Raw genomic sequence first — 16,259 nt, 5'->3', positions numbered from 1 at the left:
ACTTTCTCCTTTCTTATCTTTACAGGAGAGCTGCCTTAAAGACAGCTCAATTGTAAACTTATCTATTTTCCATTGCTTCACTCATTACACTACTATTAATTTCTACAACTTCATCATAAGAATCATTTATAGTTCTAGCACTTCCAGCATTTAAATCAATTTGTGGTAAATTATTTAAAGCAGGAATATCGTAATAGAAAGTATCACTTACTAATCTTTGTCCAATTGGAGTATTTCCTTCTAATTTATTATATCTATATAATTCAGCCTTTATAGAAGTCCCTTTTACATTTGGCTCACCTTCAACTATCATCTTTTGTTGTTCTGGCGTTATCCAATATATCCATTTTCCTTCTGCAACTTCACCAAGCTCTGAATCCTCTGGCAATTTAGCTAATAGTATAGATTGAGCTTCTCTTGCAAAATTCTCATCATCTTCATTAAATACAAGAGGAATGTTAAATGCAGGATCTCCTTTATATTCTCCAGTTACAATTATTGAACCAGCTTCAATAACTTTACCATCTGCATATTTATAATCTGATTTTAATCTTCCTATACCATTTTTATATACTTTATCTCCATTATCAATACCAATTTCGATATTATCTCCTGTTGGTCCTAATATATCAAGCTCTGCTATTGATATAGTTTCTGAACCTTCAGCAACTAGTTTTACATACTTAGCATTATATGCCCAAAGTTGTGTATTATCGCTATTACCTGCTTCATTGAAATAAATAGTATTTTCCTTTGTAGTATCAAATGTACCTGAATGAGCCTTAACCCAATTCTCACCATCTTCACTTACAAGAACTTTATATTTACTTATAGGATTATAAGTAATTTCACTATTTTTCTTAAAGAAATTCATTATAGAGAACTTCTTAGTTTCAGTTTTTCCTGGTGTATATTTAAGCCCAACTATTGACTTAGTCTCTCCCATATCAACTGTTACATATGGATCACCACTTATAATTTGTCCATCTTTATCTGTCGCTTTCGATGCATTATACACAGTAGATACATCACTATCTTTTATGTTATTAATTGAACCATCTTGAGATTGTCCATGACCTGTATTTTCATTAACAACATCATCTTCACTTCTAGTGTTTGTTTCAAAGACCCAATCTCTATTAGATATACTTCCATCATGATTTACTTTTACATTTCCAATTGTTGTTTCTTTAGTTACATTTAAACTATAGTCATAAGCTTTAACCTTATATTCAAATGCTCTATTATTTAATGTATCTAAAATATCTGTATATTCAGTAATATCACTCTCTTTATCTCTCTCAACAAATCCAACTGGTGTTTCTTTAATTCCTGTTGCAGTTGCTTCTCTTCTTATTATTTCATATCCAAGAATCTTATCTGAATCTCTATCTACGCTTAATCTTAATGGAACTTCCTTTTGATTTAAGTAGCTCTTTTCAGTTATAGCATTTCCATTCTTATCTGCACCAAATGTTCCATTAACTTTTGTTTCTGCATTCATAGTTATACTACTCATATCATTGTTATCTATTGCTTTTAATCTCTTTCTTCTAGCTTCATCATTTAAGTAGTATATTGCTTTATCTTCCTTATCATACCCCTTACTATCTAAGTACTTATTAGTTTCTGGACTTGCAACAATACCCCACTTTTCAAAGTATTCTCTTAAATCTTTTTCAATTGCATCTGATGATCTCATTATAAATGTTTGAGCAGTTTGATCATGACCAACTTCTTTTGGTGCAACTCCATTTACCCTTGTAGCTCTATATAACTTAGCATAGAAAGTATCATTTTCTAAGTCGTTATCTGTATTTAGGTCTAACATATCATAAGTATAGTCATTATCGTACGCTAAATGTAATTGCCAGAACATTGCTAACTTTTCAATTCCTGAACTTGCAAGACCAACACTTCCTGATGTTACCTTGTTATATACTCCCTTGTATGATGTTCCTTCAATTCTAGATGTATTAATATCATTAAATGTTTGGCTAATTAAAGCTAGTATATTATTTGTTACTTCCGCATATGTTAAGCCTGGTCTATCATGAACGTGTCCAATTTCATGATTTATACCCCATCCAAATAATTGTCCTTCATCACTATTTAATAAGTTTCCATTTTCATCGAACTTAAATGGAACCCCTTGCATCATTCCTTGAATTGAACCATATCCAATACCTACGTGGTGTCCTGAAGCATACATAAATGCACCTGTAAACATTCTTTGATATTTAACATTAATACGGTTTAATGGTGCTTTATTATCTTTAAAGAATTGTTGTTCACTCTTACCATTTAGCTCTTCTAAAGGATTGTTTCCTATTTTACCATCATTATCAAAATCTATTGGTTTTTCAAGTAAACCTTGTTGTGCATATGATACCTTCATTAATTGTTCCCATGCCATTAATGTATCATAAACTCTATTTACTTGAGCATCTTCATTTCCAGCTAATCCACTTTCTATACCCTTAAGCACTTGATCTGCTGCAAGAGACAGAGAAACTCTATCACTTTCTATTTCAGTACTATTTAAAATAGAAGTTTCAGGATCATAAGCATAAATATTTTTTGCTCTATCAGCTGGAGTTACAGTCTTAGGATATCTATCTTGTACTGTACTAACATAAGATTTTAATTCTCTTATATATTGTCTAATTGAGTCTTTAACTTCTGATTCCTTAGATGAATCATCCATCATATTATTAACATTTAAGTGAGGTATTTCTGTTCCTCCACTTACACGCACTTGAACCTCTTGTCCATCATTAAAACCACTATTAAATCTTAAATATAAGTTTCCACCCTTTTCATAATCCATATCAAATGGTGAGTCTGGAATTGTTATCTCATTTTTACCTACAGTTAATAGTTGATTATATTCTTTTATATAAGTTCCACTTTCCCCGTTATGTTGAGTTATAGCAAGCTTAAATTTAGTATCTTTTCTTGATGAACCTATATATATATTTACAGTATCACCTGGTTTAACTGCTACTCCTAATGCTTGATAGTCATTTGATTGACCTATGGTATGTCCCCCATCATTAGAAGTGTTATTTCTTATTCCAACATCAAGAGTCTTTATATTATCACTTAACTTAATATCGTTGAATAAATCTTGTGCTCTCTTTAAATCAGCTAATAATTGCTCTTGCTTTGGATGATATTCCATACTTGCTGAATCTATAGTATTAGCTCTTTTTATAAGTTCATCAATTCTTTCTTGAGTAACATCATCATTTAACTCTAGCATTAAATCACCTTTAAATAATGCAGCTACATCATTTTCTAAGCTATCATACTCATAGAACTTTATTTCACTTATACTTGAGTATTGTGCCTTACCATATGAAGGATTAATTCTTAATGCAGTTTGTATCTTATTTGTTGTTACTGGATCTGGAAGTTTAACTTCATAATATAATGTTCCATTATCCTTATCTCTTAAAGTAGTGTATTTTGCATTTACATTTACAAATTCATTCTTCTCTGAATCAAAATATCTTACTGGAACATAATCATATGTAACATCATATGCATATACGCCATCTAAACGAGTTGCTATTCTTATAGTATCTATTGTATATTCTTTATCAAAAGTAACAGTTGGACCTGAATTATGGCTACTATTCCATGTAAATGATGTCCAGTATGTACTAAAGTCATTATCTACAATTGCAAACTTATTACCTTCCATACCATCTGGGTGTGATCCTGGATCAACTCTTCCATATTCTACATCTACTATGTTTGAAGTATGTTCTTCACCTTCTACTACTCTATTTATCAACTTATATTCTGACATTTTAGGAGGATTAATACCTTTTGTAGCACCTAAATAAGTCTGTGATAATCCACCAGTACCATGGTGATTAGTTGCTGTCATTTTTATTTCATATGTAGCATTATCTTCAAGTCCTGTTATAGTGTAGCTAGTAGCTCTTATTAACTCATCATTATCAGTCTTTTCAGCTGGACTTAAGTTTGCTACTCCATCTGGTATATCGTTAGTAGGATCACTATCTACATACTTAGGTTCATTTGGATCTTTGGCCTTAAACCATTGACCAGTTCCAAGCTTTCTATAGTATAAATCATAATCCTTAGCCTTTTTATGGCTCTTCCAGCTAACATTAAGTATTCCTTTATATGCTCCTTCTATTTTTATACCTTCTGGTCCCTCAGGTGCTGTTTCTGGAATAACTTGAAGTTCAATAATGGAATCTGCCCCAAACTTATTTCCACCTTCTCCATTAGAGCTTAATTTTCCTGATGTAGAGTCCCATCCTTTTGGTATATAGTTTTCATCAACATTATCTGGGATTCCATCTTTATCATTTGAATTATTCTCTAAGTTAGTACTTCCAACTTTATCTTCATTATAGTCATCCTGCTCATCCTTATAGCCACTCTTCCAATCGCCATTTAAAGATTGAATACTTACTCTATATGTAGAATAACCATTAACTTTCTCTATCTTTAAAGTATTCTCAGTAGTCTTATATGTACTTGTGGATTTAACACTGCCATCTTCTTTTAGCTCTTCTACTTTAATCTCATATCCACTTATATTATTTTCATGATTCCAGCCTAAAGTCATTGCTTCATTACCAACAGCTGTTGAACTTGTAAAGTTATTTATAACAGGAATATTCATATTAGGCTTTGGCATCTCTTTATAAACATTATTTAAAAAGTTAACCTTTGTTATTTCAGCAAGATTTTTATTTCCTCTACCACCAGTAACCTTTATAGTAATTTCACTTACTGCCACTTGGCCTTCTAAATCTATTTCTATTACGCTAACTTCTTTTCCATCAGCATTTCTTGCTTCTATAGTTCTTGAATTAGTCTCATCAAACTTAATATCCTCTTGACCAGGTATACTTATAAGTCCTTTTCCTGGAGCTGTATCCTTTGGTGCTTCTATAGTTATTTTTTCTACATTAGTTGTAGATCTAGTTTTACCTGATAGATTTATAGGTATTTCAATAGCATTATTTTCACTTATCTCTGCATTGTTTTTAGGTGATAATTTTACCCCTGATCCATTATCAGCTAATATATCTCTTATGTTTCCTTCTACCTTTGTAGTGTTATTAACATTTATATCAATATTATTAGGATTTAAAATTGGGTCTGTATCTAATATACTTGCATCAGTACTAGCTTTATCCATATTTTTATGTACATAACTTAAATCTGTTACATCTACTTTTCCATCTCTATTTAAATCAAAACTAGAATCATATTCCTTACTCTTTATTTTATCTTTTATTGCATCATAGTCTGATTTATCTACTTTATTATCTGAGTTTACATCTCCTGATAAGAAAGCTACTGGATAAACTTCATCTAGAACTTGATTATCATCACTCTCACTTGTACCTACTAAAACTCTCTTTGATGAATCTTGTATATCTATGTTACCTATATTTGCAGTTTTATAACCATTACCTAGAATTTGTAAAGAATAATTTCCTAAAGGTAGTTTGTTGAAAGTTAGATGATAGAAATATACTGAATTATCTCCATCTTCTAATGAACTTCTCTTAGAATTTAATGCCTCTAAATTATAAGTAATACCAGTATCCCCTATAGATCCCTTCTTATTATCTGAGCCTAATTTTATTATTCCAACTTCTCCTGATTCACCTATTAATCTTACTGATATATTAGTATTTTCAGTGGTTTCATTCTTTATTGGTGTAGAGAAGCTTATATCTAACTCTAATTTCCCCGTAACTTCATAATCAATATTTTCTACAGTTTCTTTAGTTTCTTCAGTCTCAGTTTCTACCTTTTCATCAACTTCTTTTACTTCTTCAGTAACTTCAATATTTTCAGTTTCCTGTACATTTTCATCTTCTGAAGCTTGCTCAATATTTTCACTACTCTCTATGTCATTAACTTTATCTGCATTATCTTCTGTTGATATAATATCATTATTACTTTCAGCTTTATCTTCTAAATTTGAATCCTTATTATTCTTATCACTTTGTAGAATCTCTCCATTAAGAATATCAATGGCTTCTTTATTAGTTATTGTTTCTGCATATGCAACATTTTGCATTTGGCTGGCAATTAATGCTACAGCAAGCGTAGTTGATATCTTTTGTTTCATAATAATAATTCCTCCTATTTATTTTTTAGACATAAAATATACCATATAAATCACTGGAAATTCAACACTATTTTAGTGGTTTTATTCTATTTATACTATATTTTCGTAATATTATTTATGTATTTTTTATACATTATGTACTTCTGTAATTATACTTTTTAAAATTAATCAATAATTATAAGCTAATAAGTTAATTTATAACTATTATACTAATGAAGGTTCTTTTAAATAAAAAAGCTCTATAGTATAAACTACAGAGTTTTTAGTCTTATATATCTTTTATTGATAATTATAGAATATTAGATACCACAATTACCATCAACACATACATTTTTGCCATCATTATTTTCTAAATCTAATGAAGGCTTATCTTCTTCTAATGCCTTATTTAATGCCATTAAGAATACATCCTCTGGCTGTGCACCAGTAACCTTGAACTTATCATTGAATACAAAAGTTGGTACAGAAGTAATACCATAATTTCTAGATAAAGCTTCATCTTCTCTAACTTCATTTTTATACTTATCACTATTTAGGAATTTTATAGCCTCTTCTTTATTCAAGCCAGCACTCTTTGCAATATCACCTAATATATCTATATCACTGATATTCTTTGAATCAGTAAAGTATGCTTTAAATAAAGCTTCAGTCATCTCTTCCATCTTATTAAAATCTTTAGCAAAATGTATCAAACGATGTGCATCTAAAGAATTAGTTAGAATTAATGTATCAAAGTTATACTCTAATCCTAAAGAAGCCGCTTGTCTAACTATTCCATCATTGTTTGCTTTAGCTTCTTCCACACTCATTCCATACTTTTCTGCTATAGCTTCATGAATGTTATTATTATTTACCTTTGGAGCATCTGGGTTTAATTCAAAGCTCCTATATATTATCTCCACATCATCTTTATCTGAAAAGCTTTTTAAAGCATTTTCAAATCTACGTTTTCCTATATAACAAAACGGACAAAAAATATCTGACCAAATCTCTACTTTCATTTTTCTACCTCCCTATTTCTTTAAATAATTTTTCAATTAATTTTATTTTTCTCTAGCTCTTGTTTAATATAAAAAATGTACTCATCTTCAGTAAAAGTATATAAACATTCTATACAAATACATCATTTAACTAAAATTAAAATATACGTATATTATATACCCATTAGTAAATTTATGCAAAGCAATACAGAAGATTGAACAAATAGTCAATTTATAAATAAATAAGCTACCTTAAGGCAGCTTATTTATTTATTTATTTATTTATTTATTTATTTATTTATTTACCAATGAGTTTTAGTAGCAGACTCATTTGAAATATTATCTCTTTGGCTTAAGTATAAACATAATCCATCAAATACTATATGAATGCTTTGATCAAACAAGGAACTTAATAATTGTATTGATTTTCTCTCTGCTCCTATATCTCCTTTAACTGTTCCAGGTACTATAACAATATTATCTGCTAATTTTGCTAATTCCGAATCATTATTACTTGTGAAAACTAAAATTTCTGAGCCTATACTTTTAGCTTTCTTAGTATCTGAAATTATGTTAGTACTTTTTCCTGAACCTGAAACAGCAATAAATAAATCTCCTTCTTTCAATGCAGGAGTAATTGTTTCAGAAACCACATAAGTCTCATATCCTAAATGCATAAGTCTCATAGCAAAGCCTTTAGCCATAAGTCCAGAACGTCCTTCACCATTAACAAATATTCTTCTCCCCTTCTTAATAGATACAGCGGCATTTTTAAATTCTGAATCATTAACTTTATCTAAAACTTCCTTAATTTCATCTAATATTACATTAAAAACTTCCATTCTTTTCATCTCCTAATAGTTTTTTTAATTCCTTAGCTTCTTTCTTTATATCTTTTGCTTTAGTTATAGCACCACCTACTATGGCGATATGGAAATTATATTCTTTTATAATATTTATATTATCTTTTGTAACTCCACCAGCTACAGCTAATCTATTAAAACTTTTTAGATTTTCTATTGATGAATTTATAAGATTCTCTAAATCTTGTCCATTATTATCACTTGGCATATGGACACAAATAATCCCATCATTAAACTCTTTTAGGGCCTCTTGCTTTTCCTTTGAGACTTCAATTAAATCTATTAGATAATCTTTTTTATACTTATTAGCTACCCTTTTGCAAATTCTTATAGTTTCTAAAGATGCACATCCAAGAACTGTTGCTATATCAGCTCCAGCTTTATATATGGCTTCAAACTCATACTCAGCCTCATCTACTGTTTTGATATCTGCTAATATTGTTACATTAGGAAACTTTTCTCTAATCCTTCGAACTGATTCTAATCCAAAATCTTTAATTAATGATGTTCCTATTTCTATAATATCAGCATAATCCTTTACTTCCTCAATAATTTCTATTGCCTTCTCTATAGAAACCCTATCTATTGCTACTTGAAGTTTCACAACTATCTCCCCCTTATCATTAGTATTTACTTCTATTTAACTTTATCTTTTAAAACCAATATATCATAATAAATATTCTTCTACTATATTATTACACCTTAGTATTCTAACAAATGAAAATCCATTCTATTTTCCATAGGCCATATCCCAAAAATCCATTTCATATAGGCTAGATTTCATAAATATATCTCTTAAATTTCCAGCCTCTTTTTCTGAAATATCTTTACATAAATCATTTATATGATTTTTCCAGACTTCACTACCTTCTTCAAATTCAACTGAAGAATATTCTTCTATCCAAGGCTTATAGAAGTTATTATCTAAGGTATCCTTATGCTTTTCATAAAGACTTCTACCTATAAATTGATAGCTCCATGCGCAAGGTAATATAGTCATGGCAATCTCCTTTAAGTCACCTTTCAATCCAATTCCAAGCATATAGCTTGTATAACTTTCTGTTGTCATTTCTTTTCTATTATCAAATACCTTGTTTTGATCTATTCCAAAGTACTTTAAGTAATTAGTATGAACTTCTGTTTCATCTTCTAATATCCCCTTAATAGAACCATAATATAAATTCATATCACTTAAGCTTTCTGCTTTTACAAGACCCATCGCAAAAACCTTAGCATATTCTTTTAAGTATAGATAATCTTGAACTAGATAATTTTTGAACTTTTCTTTATCTAAAGTTCCTTCTCCTATTTCCTTAACAAAGGGATGCTCTAAATACTTCCCCCAAATCTCCCTTACATCCTCAAATAAAATATCAGTAAATTTCATAAACCCAACCTCCATAAATTTTATATTTTAAGTTAAATTTTTCTGCTAAAAATAGAGACAGAAAATATTTAATTATAGTTGCGAAATAAAAAAGACTATACTCCAAAGGAATATAGCATAATCTTCAATAAAAAATTAATATCTTATAAAATCTTAATATTATTAAAGCTTTCCTCCGCTGGCATTATCCAGTTCAGGTACAAGGGTTAATATCTTATCTATTTCTCAGCCTTATGGCACCCCTAGCAATTTTCTATTTTATATTTATTATTATATACTTACTATTAATTGTCAATATTTTCTATATTAAATATTTTTTAAAATTGTTTCTCCTTTATAATTTTAAAAAATAAAGGAGCTATCTAATAAGTTATTTTTGAATACTTACTAGATGCTCCTTATTTAGCTTATAGCTTATTTAATATTATTATTTATTCTTTTTTTATTAAATAGAAAGAATGCTCCTACAACTACTAATAACATAGCAGATAATACTCCTGCCATAGGATTACTTCCTCCTGTTTGTGGTAAATTATTAGCTCCTGAATTATTATTCCCTGAACTATTATTATCTGATTCTTCTTTATCTTCATTATTTCCTGGTTGTTCTGTATCAGTTGACGGCTCCTTAGTCTTTTCTTTTAAGTTCTTAATAGATTCTTCTAAATTAGCTAAAGCTTTATCAACATCTTCTTTTATAGCGTCTTTATTATCTAATACTATTTTTGCTTCATTTAAAGCATTAATAAATATATTCCAAGAATCTTCTGTATAATTTTCTTTCTTTTTATTTTTATTTACATTATACACTGCTTGTAACTTATCTTTGTTTACTTCTTCTGTTGGTGGTTCTTGCTTTTCTTCTAATTCATCAATTGCTTTTATTAAATTAGCTAAAGAATTATCAATTTGCTCTTGTGTTGCATTTTCATTTTTAAGAATTGCATCAGCTACTTTTAATGCATTTTGGAATGTATTCCAAGTACTGCTTGTGTAACCTTCATCCTTCTTATCTTTATTTGCGTTATACAAACTTTCAAGCTCTGATTTATCAACCTTTGGAGTTGCTTTCTTAAGGTTGTCTTTTGCATCCTTAAGAGCTTCAATAAGCTCATTGATCTTAGCTTCATTTATATCAGAGTTATCTTTAACTGCTGCTTCTAAAGCTGATTTAGCTTTTGCAAATGTATTCCAACTTTCTTCTGTATAGTCAGCTGCTTTAAGATCTTCTTCTTGGATACTAGTTAAAAGTTTTTCTCCTTTTGTTACATCTGCACGCTTTTCAAGCGCATTTAATGAATCCTCTAATAACTTTGTTGCTTCATTAATTTGCTCTTGCGTGACAGTATTACTGGTCATAAATTCTATAGCACGATTATATGCTGCTTTCATAAAATCATAAGATGTATTTGTATAAACATTCTTTTCTACCTTATCAGCATTCTCAATAGCCTTCTTAAGTGCATCCTTATTTACTTCTGTTACAACAGGAGCTTTTACAAGATTATTCTTTGCACTTTCAAGAGCTGACTTTGCAGCATCTACATCAGCCTGTGAACTATTACTATTATCTTCAACAATAGCAACTGCTTCATCAAGTTTAGCCTTATATAAATCCCATGACTCCTTAGTATAATCTGATTCCTTTAATGATTCATAAGAATTTATTAAATCTGCTAATGCTTCTACGTTACCACGATCAACAAGTTTATCACTTGATTTATCTGCATTTAATTCTTCAATAATTATTGTAATACTATCTGTAGTTCCATTAATTAATAAAGCTTCTGCTTCTTCTATTTTAGCAATTAAGTCTTGAGAACTACTTGTTGTCTTTATAGCAACAACATCTTTTGCTTCTTGAATAGCTGTTTTAAGATTCCTTGTATCAACTAGAATACTTTCTGCATTTTCTAATTTAGCAATCATACTATTAATATCTTCTTCTGTCTTAACATTTGATAATAAGTCATATCCTTCTTTCATTAATTTATTAAACTCTATTACACTATTTTTTGTAGCGTTAGTAGTATCTACCTCGCTTAATACAGCAAGTCTATCGATTAAAGTACTTATATCAATAGCTACTTCGGGATCCTTATTTTGTTTTCCTATAACTTCTAATTCTACTATATGGTTTGTATTACCTTTATTACTTCCATGCATATAAACACGTACATATCTTGCTTTTGTTACTTTATTCAATGTAAATATTTTTCCAGCTGCAGTTTCTGTATAAGTAGAACCTGTTCCTTTGCCTAGTCCATGCTTATTTTCAACATCTGAATTATAAACTATTATAGGATTAGAGAAATCTTCTGTTTCAGATAAAGCTATAACAGTTCCCTTGTATATTCTTGAATCACTCCAGTAACGATATAAATTAATAGATTCAACATCACTCACTTTACCAAGATCAACTTGAATATAAGAAGAGTCTGTATTATTATCAGTTCCAAAGTCTGCATAGTCATTTAATGTCTTATTACCATTAACTGCATTTGATAATGGTTTGCTTGCATTTACTGTTACATCATTATTAGTTCCTGTCCATTTACCAGTAATATTTTTATTTAATGCAAGATTAGTTGATACTTCTTTCTCTCCGAAAATCTTCATATCAGCAACAGTCATATACTTATCAACGTCTTCAGGTTTCCAGTGATAAGACTTGGTACCACTAATACGGATATTAGTTGCTTCAACCTTATCAAAAGTTATTTCCGTAGTTCCTCCATTGCCCTTTTCATTTAATGATTCATCTTTAAATGTTTCTCCTGACTTAACTTCTCTCCATGTTTGTCCATTATCATTACTTATTTCTAAAACATATTCACGTAAATTACCAGTACATTTCCATATGTTTGCTGAGTTATTATAAAAACGTTTTGTATAATCTACTCTATCAATAACATATGAACCATTAAGGTCAATTTCTAGATATGGATTACCCTTAGCAATACCATTATCTGCTCTAGTACTTGTCCAGTAAGTTGTAGGATCATTATCAAAAATCTTATCTATATTTCCATCACCAGTATTTGGTACACTTACTGTCATTCCAGTAGTATCTAGAGGTTTACGCTCATTGCTTGGGTTAGCAAGTTCTTTTACCACATCATAACCATAAGCAATATCATATACAGTAACTCCAATATCTCCTGTAAATCCTGTACTTCCAATTGTAGTTACTCCAGCATTTACTTCAAAATATCTATTATCTTCATTATATGCAGAACCAACAAGCTCTCCATCAACATATAATTTTAGAATACCGTTATTTTCTTTTACACCAGTTATTACATGCTGAACATTATCATTAACAACATCTTCAGATACTGCTGTTGCACCATTTAATGTGAAATATGCTTTTCCCTCTTCATTAATTCCTAAATCATAACCATTTTCTTGTAAAACAACACTTCCCTTTGATGCTGTCTTTACTGATGCAGAAACAGTAAATCCATTGTTTGAATTAATAGATTTTTTTGTATCTGATATTTGCTTACTTCCATTTACATTTGTAGTATTACTTTCAATTACTTTATTATCTTTATGATAAGTTGTAGTAATTGTTTTATTTTCTAACTTATTACCTGCTAAATCTTTAATATCTTTAGCCTTAATAGATACAGTATCACCATCTTCAAGTGCTTCTGTTAACTTAATAGTATAAGTTATTCCATCTGCACTTTTATTAATAGAAGATATATTTGCTCCTTCTACTTCAAATAATTTACCATTTACTTTCTCATCGAATTTCACAGTAATTGTCTTATCTCCATCTGTATAAGCTCTTGTATATTTAGGAGCTGTTGTATCTCCATCCTTAGATACACGAAGAATACGTACTTCATCTGGTTGTAATGTAATTGTGTATTCTTTTCCATACTCAAGAGTTCCTGTTGTATCTGTTCCTTCTGTAAGATTATAAGAATGTTCTAAATGATACTTTAAAACACCTGCATTTTCAGCTACTCCCATAGTACGGTCAAAAGTAAAGGTAATTTCCTTAGCTGTTGTAGCAGGGTTTCTTAATGAAATTATACCATCTGTTCCATCAAATCCAGAGAATCCATATGCATAGTTTTCTCCTGATCCATTTCCACTAAGTTTAGTACCAGTATTCGGATTTCCTCCAAACATCTTTGAATTTTTAAGCATATGATAGCTTTCTTCTGCCCATTGAAGGAATTCTCCTGTAACTTCATATTTACCATCTGTCATAATGCTATCAGAGTAATAAAGCTCCCAGAATGCTGTTCCACGAGTAGCAAGCATATATAAGTAATTCTTAAATTGCTCATCTGTTGCAGTAGTAAGATTCATTCCAGTTCCTTCTTTACCATATACAGGATCATGATTATAAATATTAGCTAGAGGGAATTGGAATTCATGGTTCTTTATAAAATCATAATAAGCTGCATCACGGTATGTCATTTGACGATCCATTTTACTGCTACTACTTCCTGCATCAGCTTGGTCTGCAGTACATTGAAGCCATACACTATTAGCCCATTGTAAGTACCATGGACTTGGGTTTACATAACAAGTTATTGAAATCCATAGCTTATTAATATGGTCTCCTTTTTCTCTAACTTTTTCAAATAGGTCTATCCATGCTTCCCACATATCTGTTACATGGTACATATGTTGATATCCACCAGTCATATGACGGTTATTATATCCAGGTACTCCATCTGCTGCTGGAAAAGCATTATATTGTGCACGGTCTACAAAACCATCCCACTTCCAGTAGTTAACATCATACTCATTTTGCCAATCTACTGCCATATCAGTAAAATTCTTTATATATTCACGGTCTGCAACATCAATTGAACCGCCTGCTTTACTTCCTTTACCACTCTTTGTCATAATATTAGCTAATGATCCATAGAAGTTATATCCTCCACGTGGCCCAATCCATACACCAAAGTTACTTCCAAACTTTTTAACAAGTTCACTTGAAGGTGTAAGTCCTTCAGGGAACTTTGAGTTAAACTCCCAGAAACCAGTTTTATTTAATGTAGTACCAGAACGTACTGGATCTACAATAGAAGTATCATTATAATTTACCCAACCATCATCTACTACATAAGAATCAAAAGGACGAGCCTCTACCTTATTAAGTTCTCTATCTATTTCAATAAATGATTCAAGAATATTCTTATCATCAATTCTCATCATATTATCAAACCATGAGTTATATTGAATACGGAATTCAGATGGTGTAGCAATAGATGATATATATTCAAAGAAATCTGCTTGAATAACTTCATTTTCTGTGCTTCTTGCTGCACCAGCAACTGTTTGCCATGTAACATATTTTGCACTTCCATCTTCTGTTTTAGCAAGTTGATTATCTTGTCCTAGTCTTTCAAAAGATTTTCCTGAATAATATCTTATATATCCAATATCATCTACAATTTGTGTATCTGTTAAAGGAAACTCAGATCCAAAGAACATTCCTTGAATATAAATCGGTTGTCCAAGATTTGCCTTAAACTGATCCATTTCAACAATTCCACCAGCATCTGTTGGAATTGTCCATTTAGCATCGTTTTCATTTACATTCATAAATTCTAAATCAATATAATCAATAACTGCATTTGCCTTTTGATCATCTGGTACACTTATTTCTAAATATTTACGCATAAAGTGATCGCCTTCATACATAACAATATTTTCAGTTATAGTATATTCAACATTCTTAAATGTATAAGGTTTAAAATTAAATGTTACTTTTTTACCTGTTTTATTAACATTATTTATTGTTGCATTAGTATCTGAAATAACAGGCTCTCCATTTAATTCTAAATTACTTGATACAAACTCTCTATCATTTACCACAATTGGTGCTTTTTCTTCATGTAAATTAAATTCTGCACCTCCTGCAAATTTCTGTCCGTTATTTGAAGAAACAGCTACAAATTTTAATTGATTTGCACTTACTTCTTCATCTAAGTTAACATAAATAGGATTTATACCATCATACTTAAAGTTACCTTGTGCTATTTTCTTCCACTCACTAGAATCTGCAGCAAGCTTAGTATCACTTGTTGCAGCCCAAAGTTCATAACCCTTGATATTCCCATTTACCCCTTCACCTTGCTGACGTGGCGTATAAGAAAATGATTGAAATTTTTTAACTCCGTTTAATGTGAATAATACATTATACGGATATTCTTGTTTTCCTTGCCCTCCACCGTAGTTTGTATGCCATATTGATGATACATTCCCATCAATAAGATTAGATGCAGGTCCATCACTAGGACCAGATGAATTTTGATAACTCTCTGCATTTGCAGTCCATCCATCTCTAGAAACGGATGGCAATGTAATAGGATCTGATTTTTCTTTTGTCATTCTTATCTTAAATTCTTCACTGCCTTCTGCTGGAATAAAGTCAGTAATTCCATTACTTGTTCTCTTATTTGTAATTTTATCTGTTTTTAACTTATTTTCAGTTGTTGAAAAAGTACGTCCTATGTAGTCATTCTCAATTGTTAATTTACCATTTTCATAACTTGCACGAACTTCTCCACCTAAAACATCTGCTTTTACCGTCTTATATGGAGTTGAAAATAATGTTAGAGCCATCATTCCTGCCAATGTTGTAGCTCCAACTCTTTTAAGTTTATTAAACATAACTTTCCCCCTAATATAATAATATTATTTGTTTTAAATTAAAACATAACACATCCTTTCCATTATAAAATAGTCATTATAAAAAGCATTTCTGTTAACGCTTTCAAGAAAAATTATACATTAATTAATTATTATGGTATTTGCACTTTCCGATAGAAGTTTTATATTTTTGCACTTTTTGCTATATTCTCTATTTTCTGACTATTATTGATATATTTTATATTAATTTTGCATTTTTTTCATAT

At 30.1% G+C, this 16,259-nt stretch carries 6 protein-coding genes and 1 riboswitch; all 6 genes read right to left on the bottom strand.

Going from position 1 to position 16,259, the window contains the following annotated elements; all coding sequences use genetic code 11:
* Positions 1-58 precede the first annotated feature (58 nt).
* The 6 genes from E5347_RS11105 to E5347_RS11080 all read right to left on the bottom strand — a co-directional run bounded on the left by E5347_RS11105 (position 59) and on the right by E5347_RS11080 (position 16,014).
* Positions 59-6,136 carry a M60 family metallopeptidase gene (locus E5347_RS11105; protein ID WP_136007299.1) on the bottom strand — a complete coding sequence of 2,026 codons (6,078 nt, stop codon included), beginning with the start codon at positions 6,134-6,136 and terminating at the stop codon, positions 59-61.
* A 299-nt stretch (positions 6,137-6,435) separates the two neighbouring features.
* Positions 6,436-7,137, bottom strand: coding sequence for a DsbA family oxidoreductase (locus E5347_RS11100; protein WP_136007298.1), 702 nt, complete (start codon positions 7,135-7,137; stop codon positions 6,436-6,438).
* Between the two features lie 281 nt (positions 7,138-7,418).
* Positions 7,419-7,958, bottom strand: a complete 540-nt coding sequence (gene hxlB, locus E5347_RS11095; RefSeq protein WP_136007297.1) for a 6-phospho-3-hexuloisomerase — start codon at positions 7,956-7,958, stop codon at positions 7,419-7,421.
* Positions 7,945-8,583, bottom strand: coding sequence for a 3-hexulose-6-phosphate synthase (gene hxlA, locus E5347_RS11090; protein WP_168354954.1), 639 nt, complete (start codon positions 8,581-8,583; stop codon positions 7,945-7,947). Before hxlA ends, hxlB begins: the two co-directional genes overlap by 14 nt.
* 126 nt (positions 8,584-8,709) lie before the next feature.
* The gene (tenA, locus tag E5347_RS11085; RefSeq protein WP_136007295.1) at positions 8,710-9,366 is read right to left on the bottom strand and encodes a thiaminase II; all 657 of its coding nucleotides are present in this window, start codon (positions 9,364-9,366) and stop codon (positions 8,710-8,712) included.
* Positions 9,367-9,519: 153 nt separating this feature from the next.
* Positions 9,520-9,620: riboswitch (TPP riboswitch) on the bottom strand.
* A gap of 160 nt (positions 9,621-9,780) precedes the next feature.
* Positions 9,781-16,014, bottom strand: a complete 6,234-nt coding sequence (locus tag E5347_RS11080) for a discoidin domain-containing protein (RefSeq protein WP_168354953.1) — start codon at positions 16,012-16,014, stop codon at positions 9,781-9,783.
* Positions 16,015-16,259: the final 245 nt, after the last annotated feature.

The sequence above is a fragment of the Clostridium sartagoforme genome (assembly GCF_004794105.1).
GTDB classification, from domain to species: domain Bacteria; phylum Bacillota; class Clostridia; order Clostridiales; family Clostridiaceae; genus Clostridium; species Clostridium sartagoforme_B.
Note: the sequence above shows the minus strand (reverse complement) of the source record. Positions and strands in the feature narration are given on the sequence as shown.

Excerpts from the sequence above, each read along its gene's own strand:
- E5347_RS11105 (WP_136007299.1), bottom strand. The coding sequence starts at position 6,136 with ATGAAACAAAAGATATCAACTACGCTTGCTGTAGCATTAATTGCCAGC.
- E5347_RS11100 (WP_136007298.1), bottom strand. The coding sequence starts at position 7,137 with ATGAAAGTAGAGATTTGGTCAGATATTTTTTGTCCGTTTTGTTATATA.
- hxlB (WP_136007297.1), bottom strand. The coding sequence starts at position 7,958 with ATGGAAGTTTTTAATGTAATATTAGATGAAATTAAGGAAGTTTTAGAT.
- tenA (WP_136007295.1), bottom strand. The coding sequence starts at position 9,366 with ATGAAATTTACTGATATTTTATTTGAGGATGTAAGGGAGATTTGGGGG.
- E5347_RS11080 (WP_168354953.1), bottom strand. The coding sequence starts at position 16,014 with ATGTTTAATAAACTTAAAAGAGTTGGAGCTACAACATTGGCAGGAATG.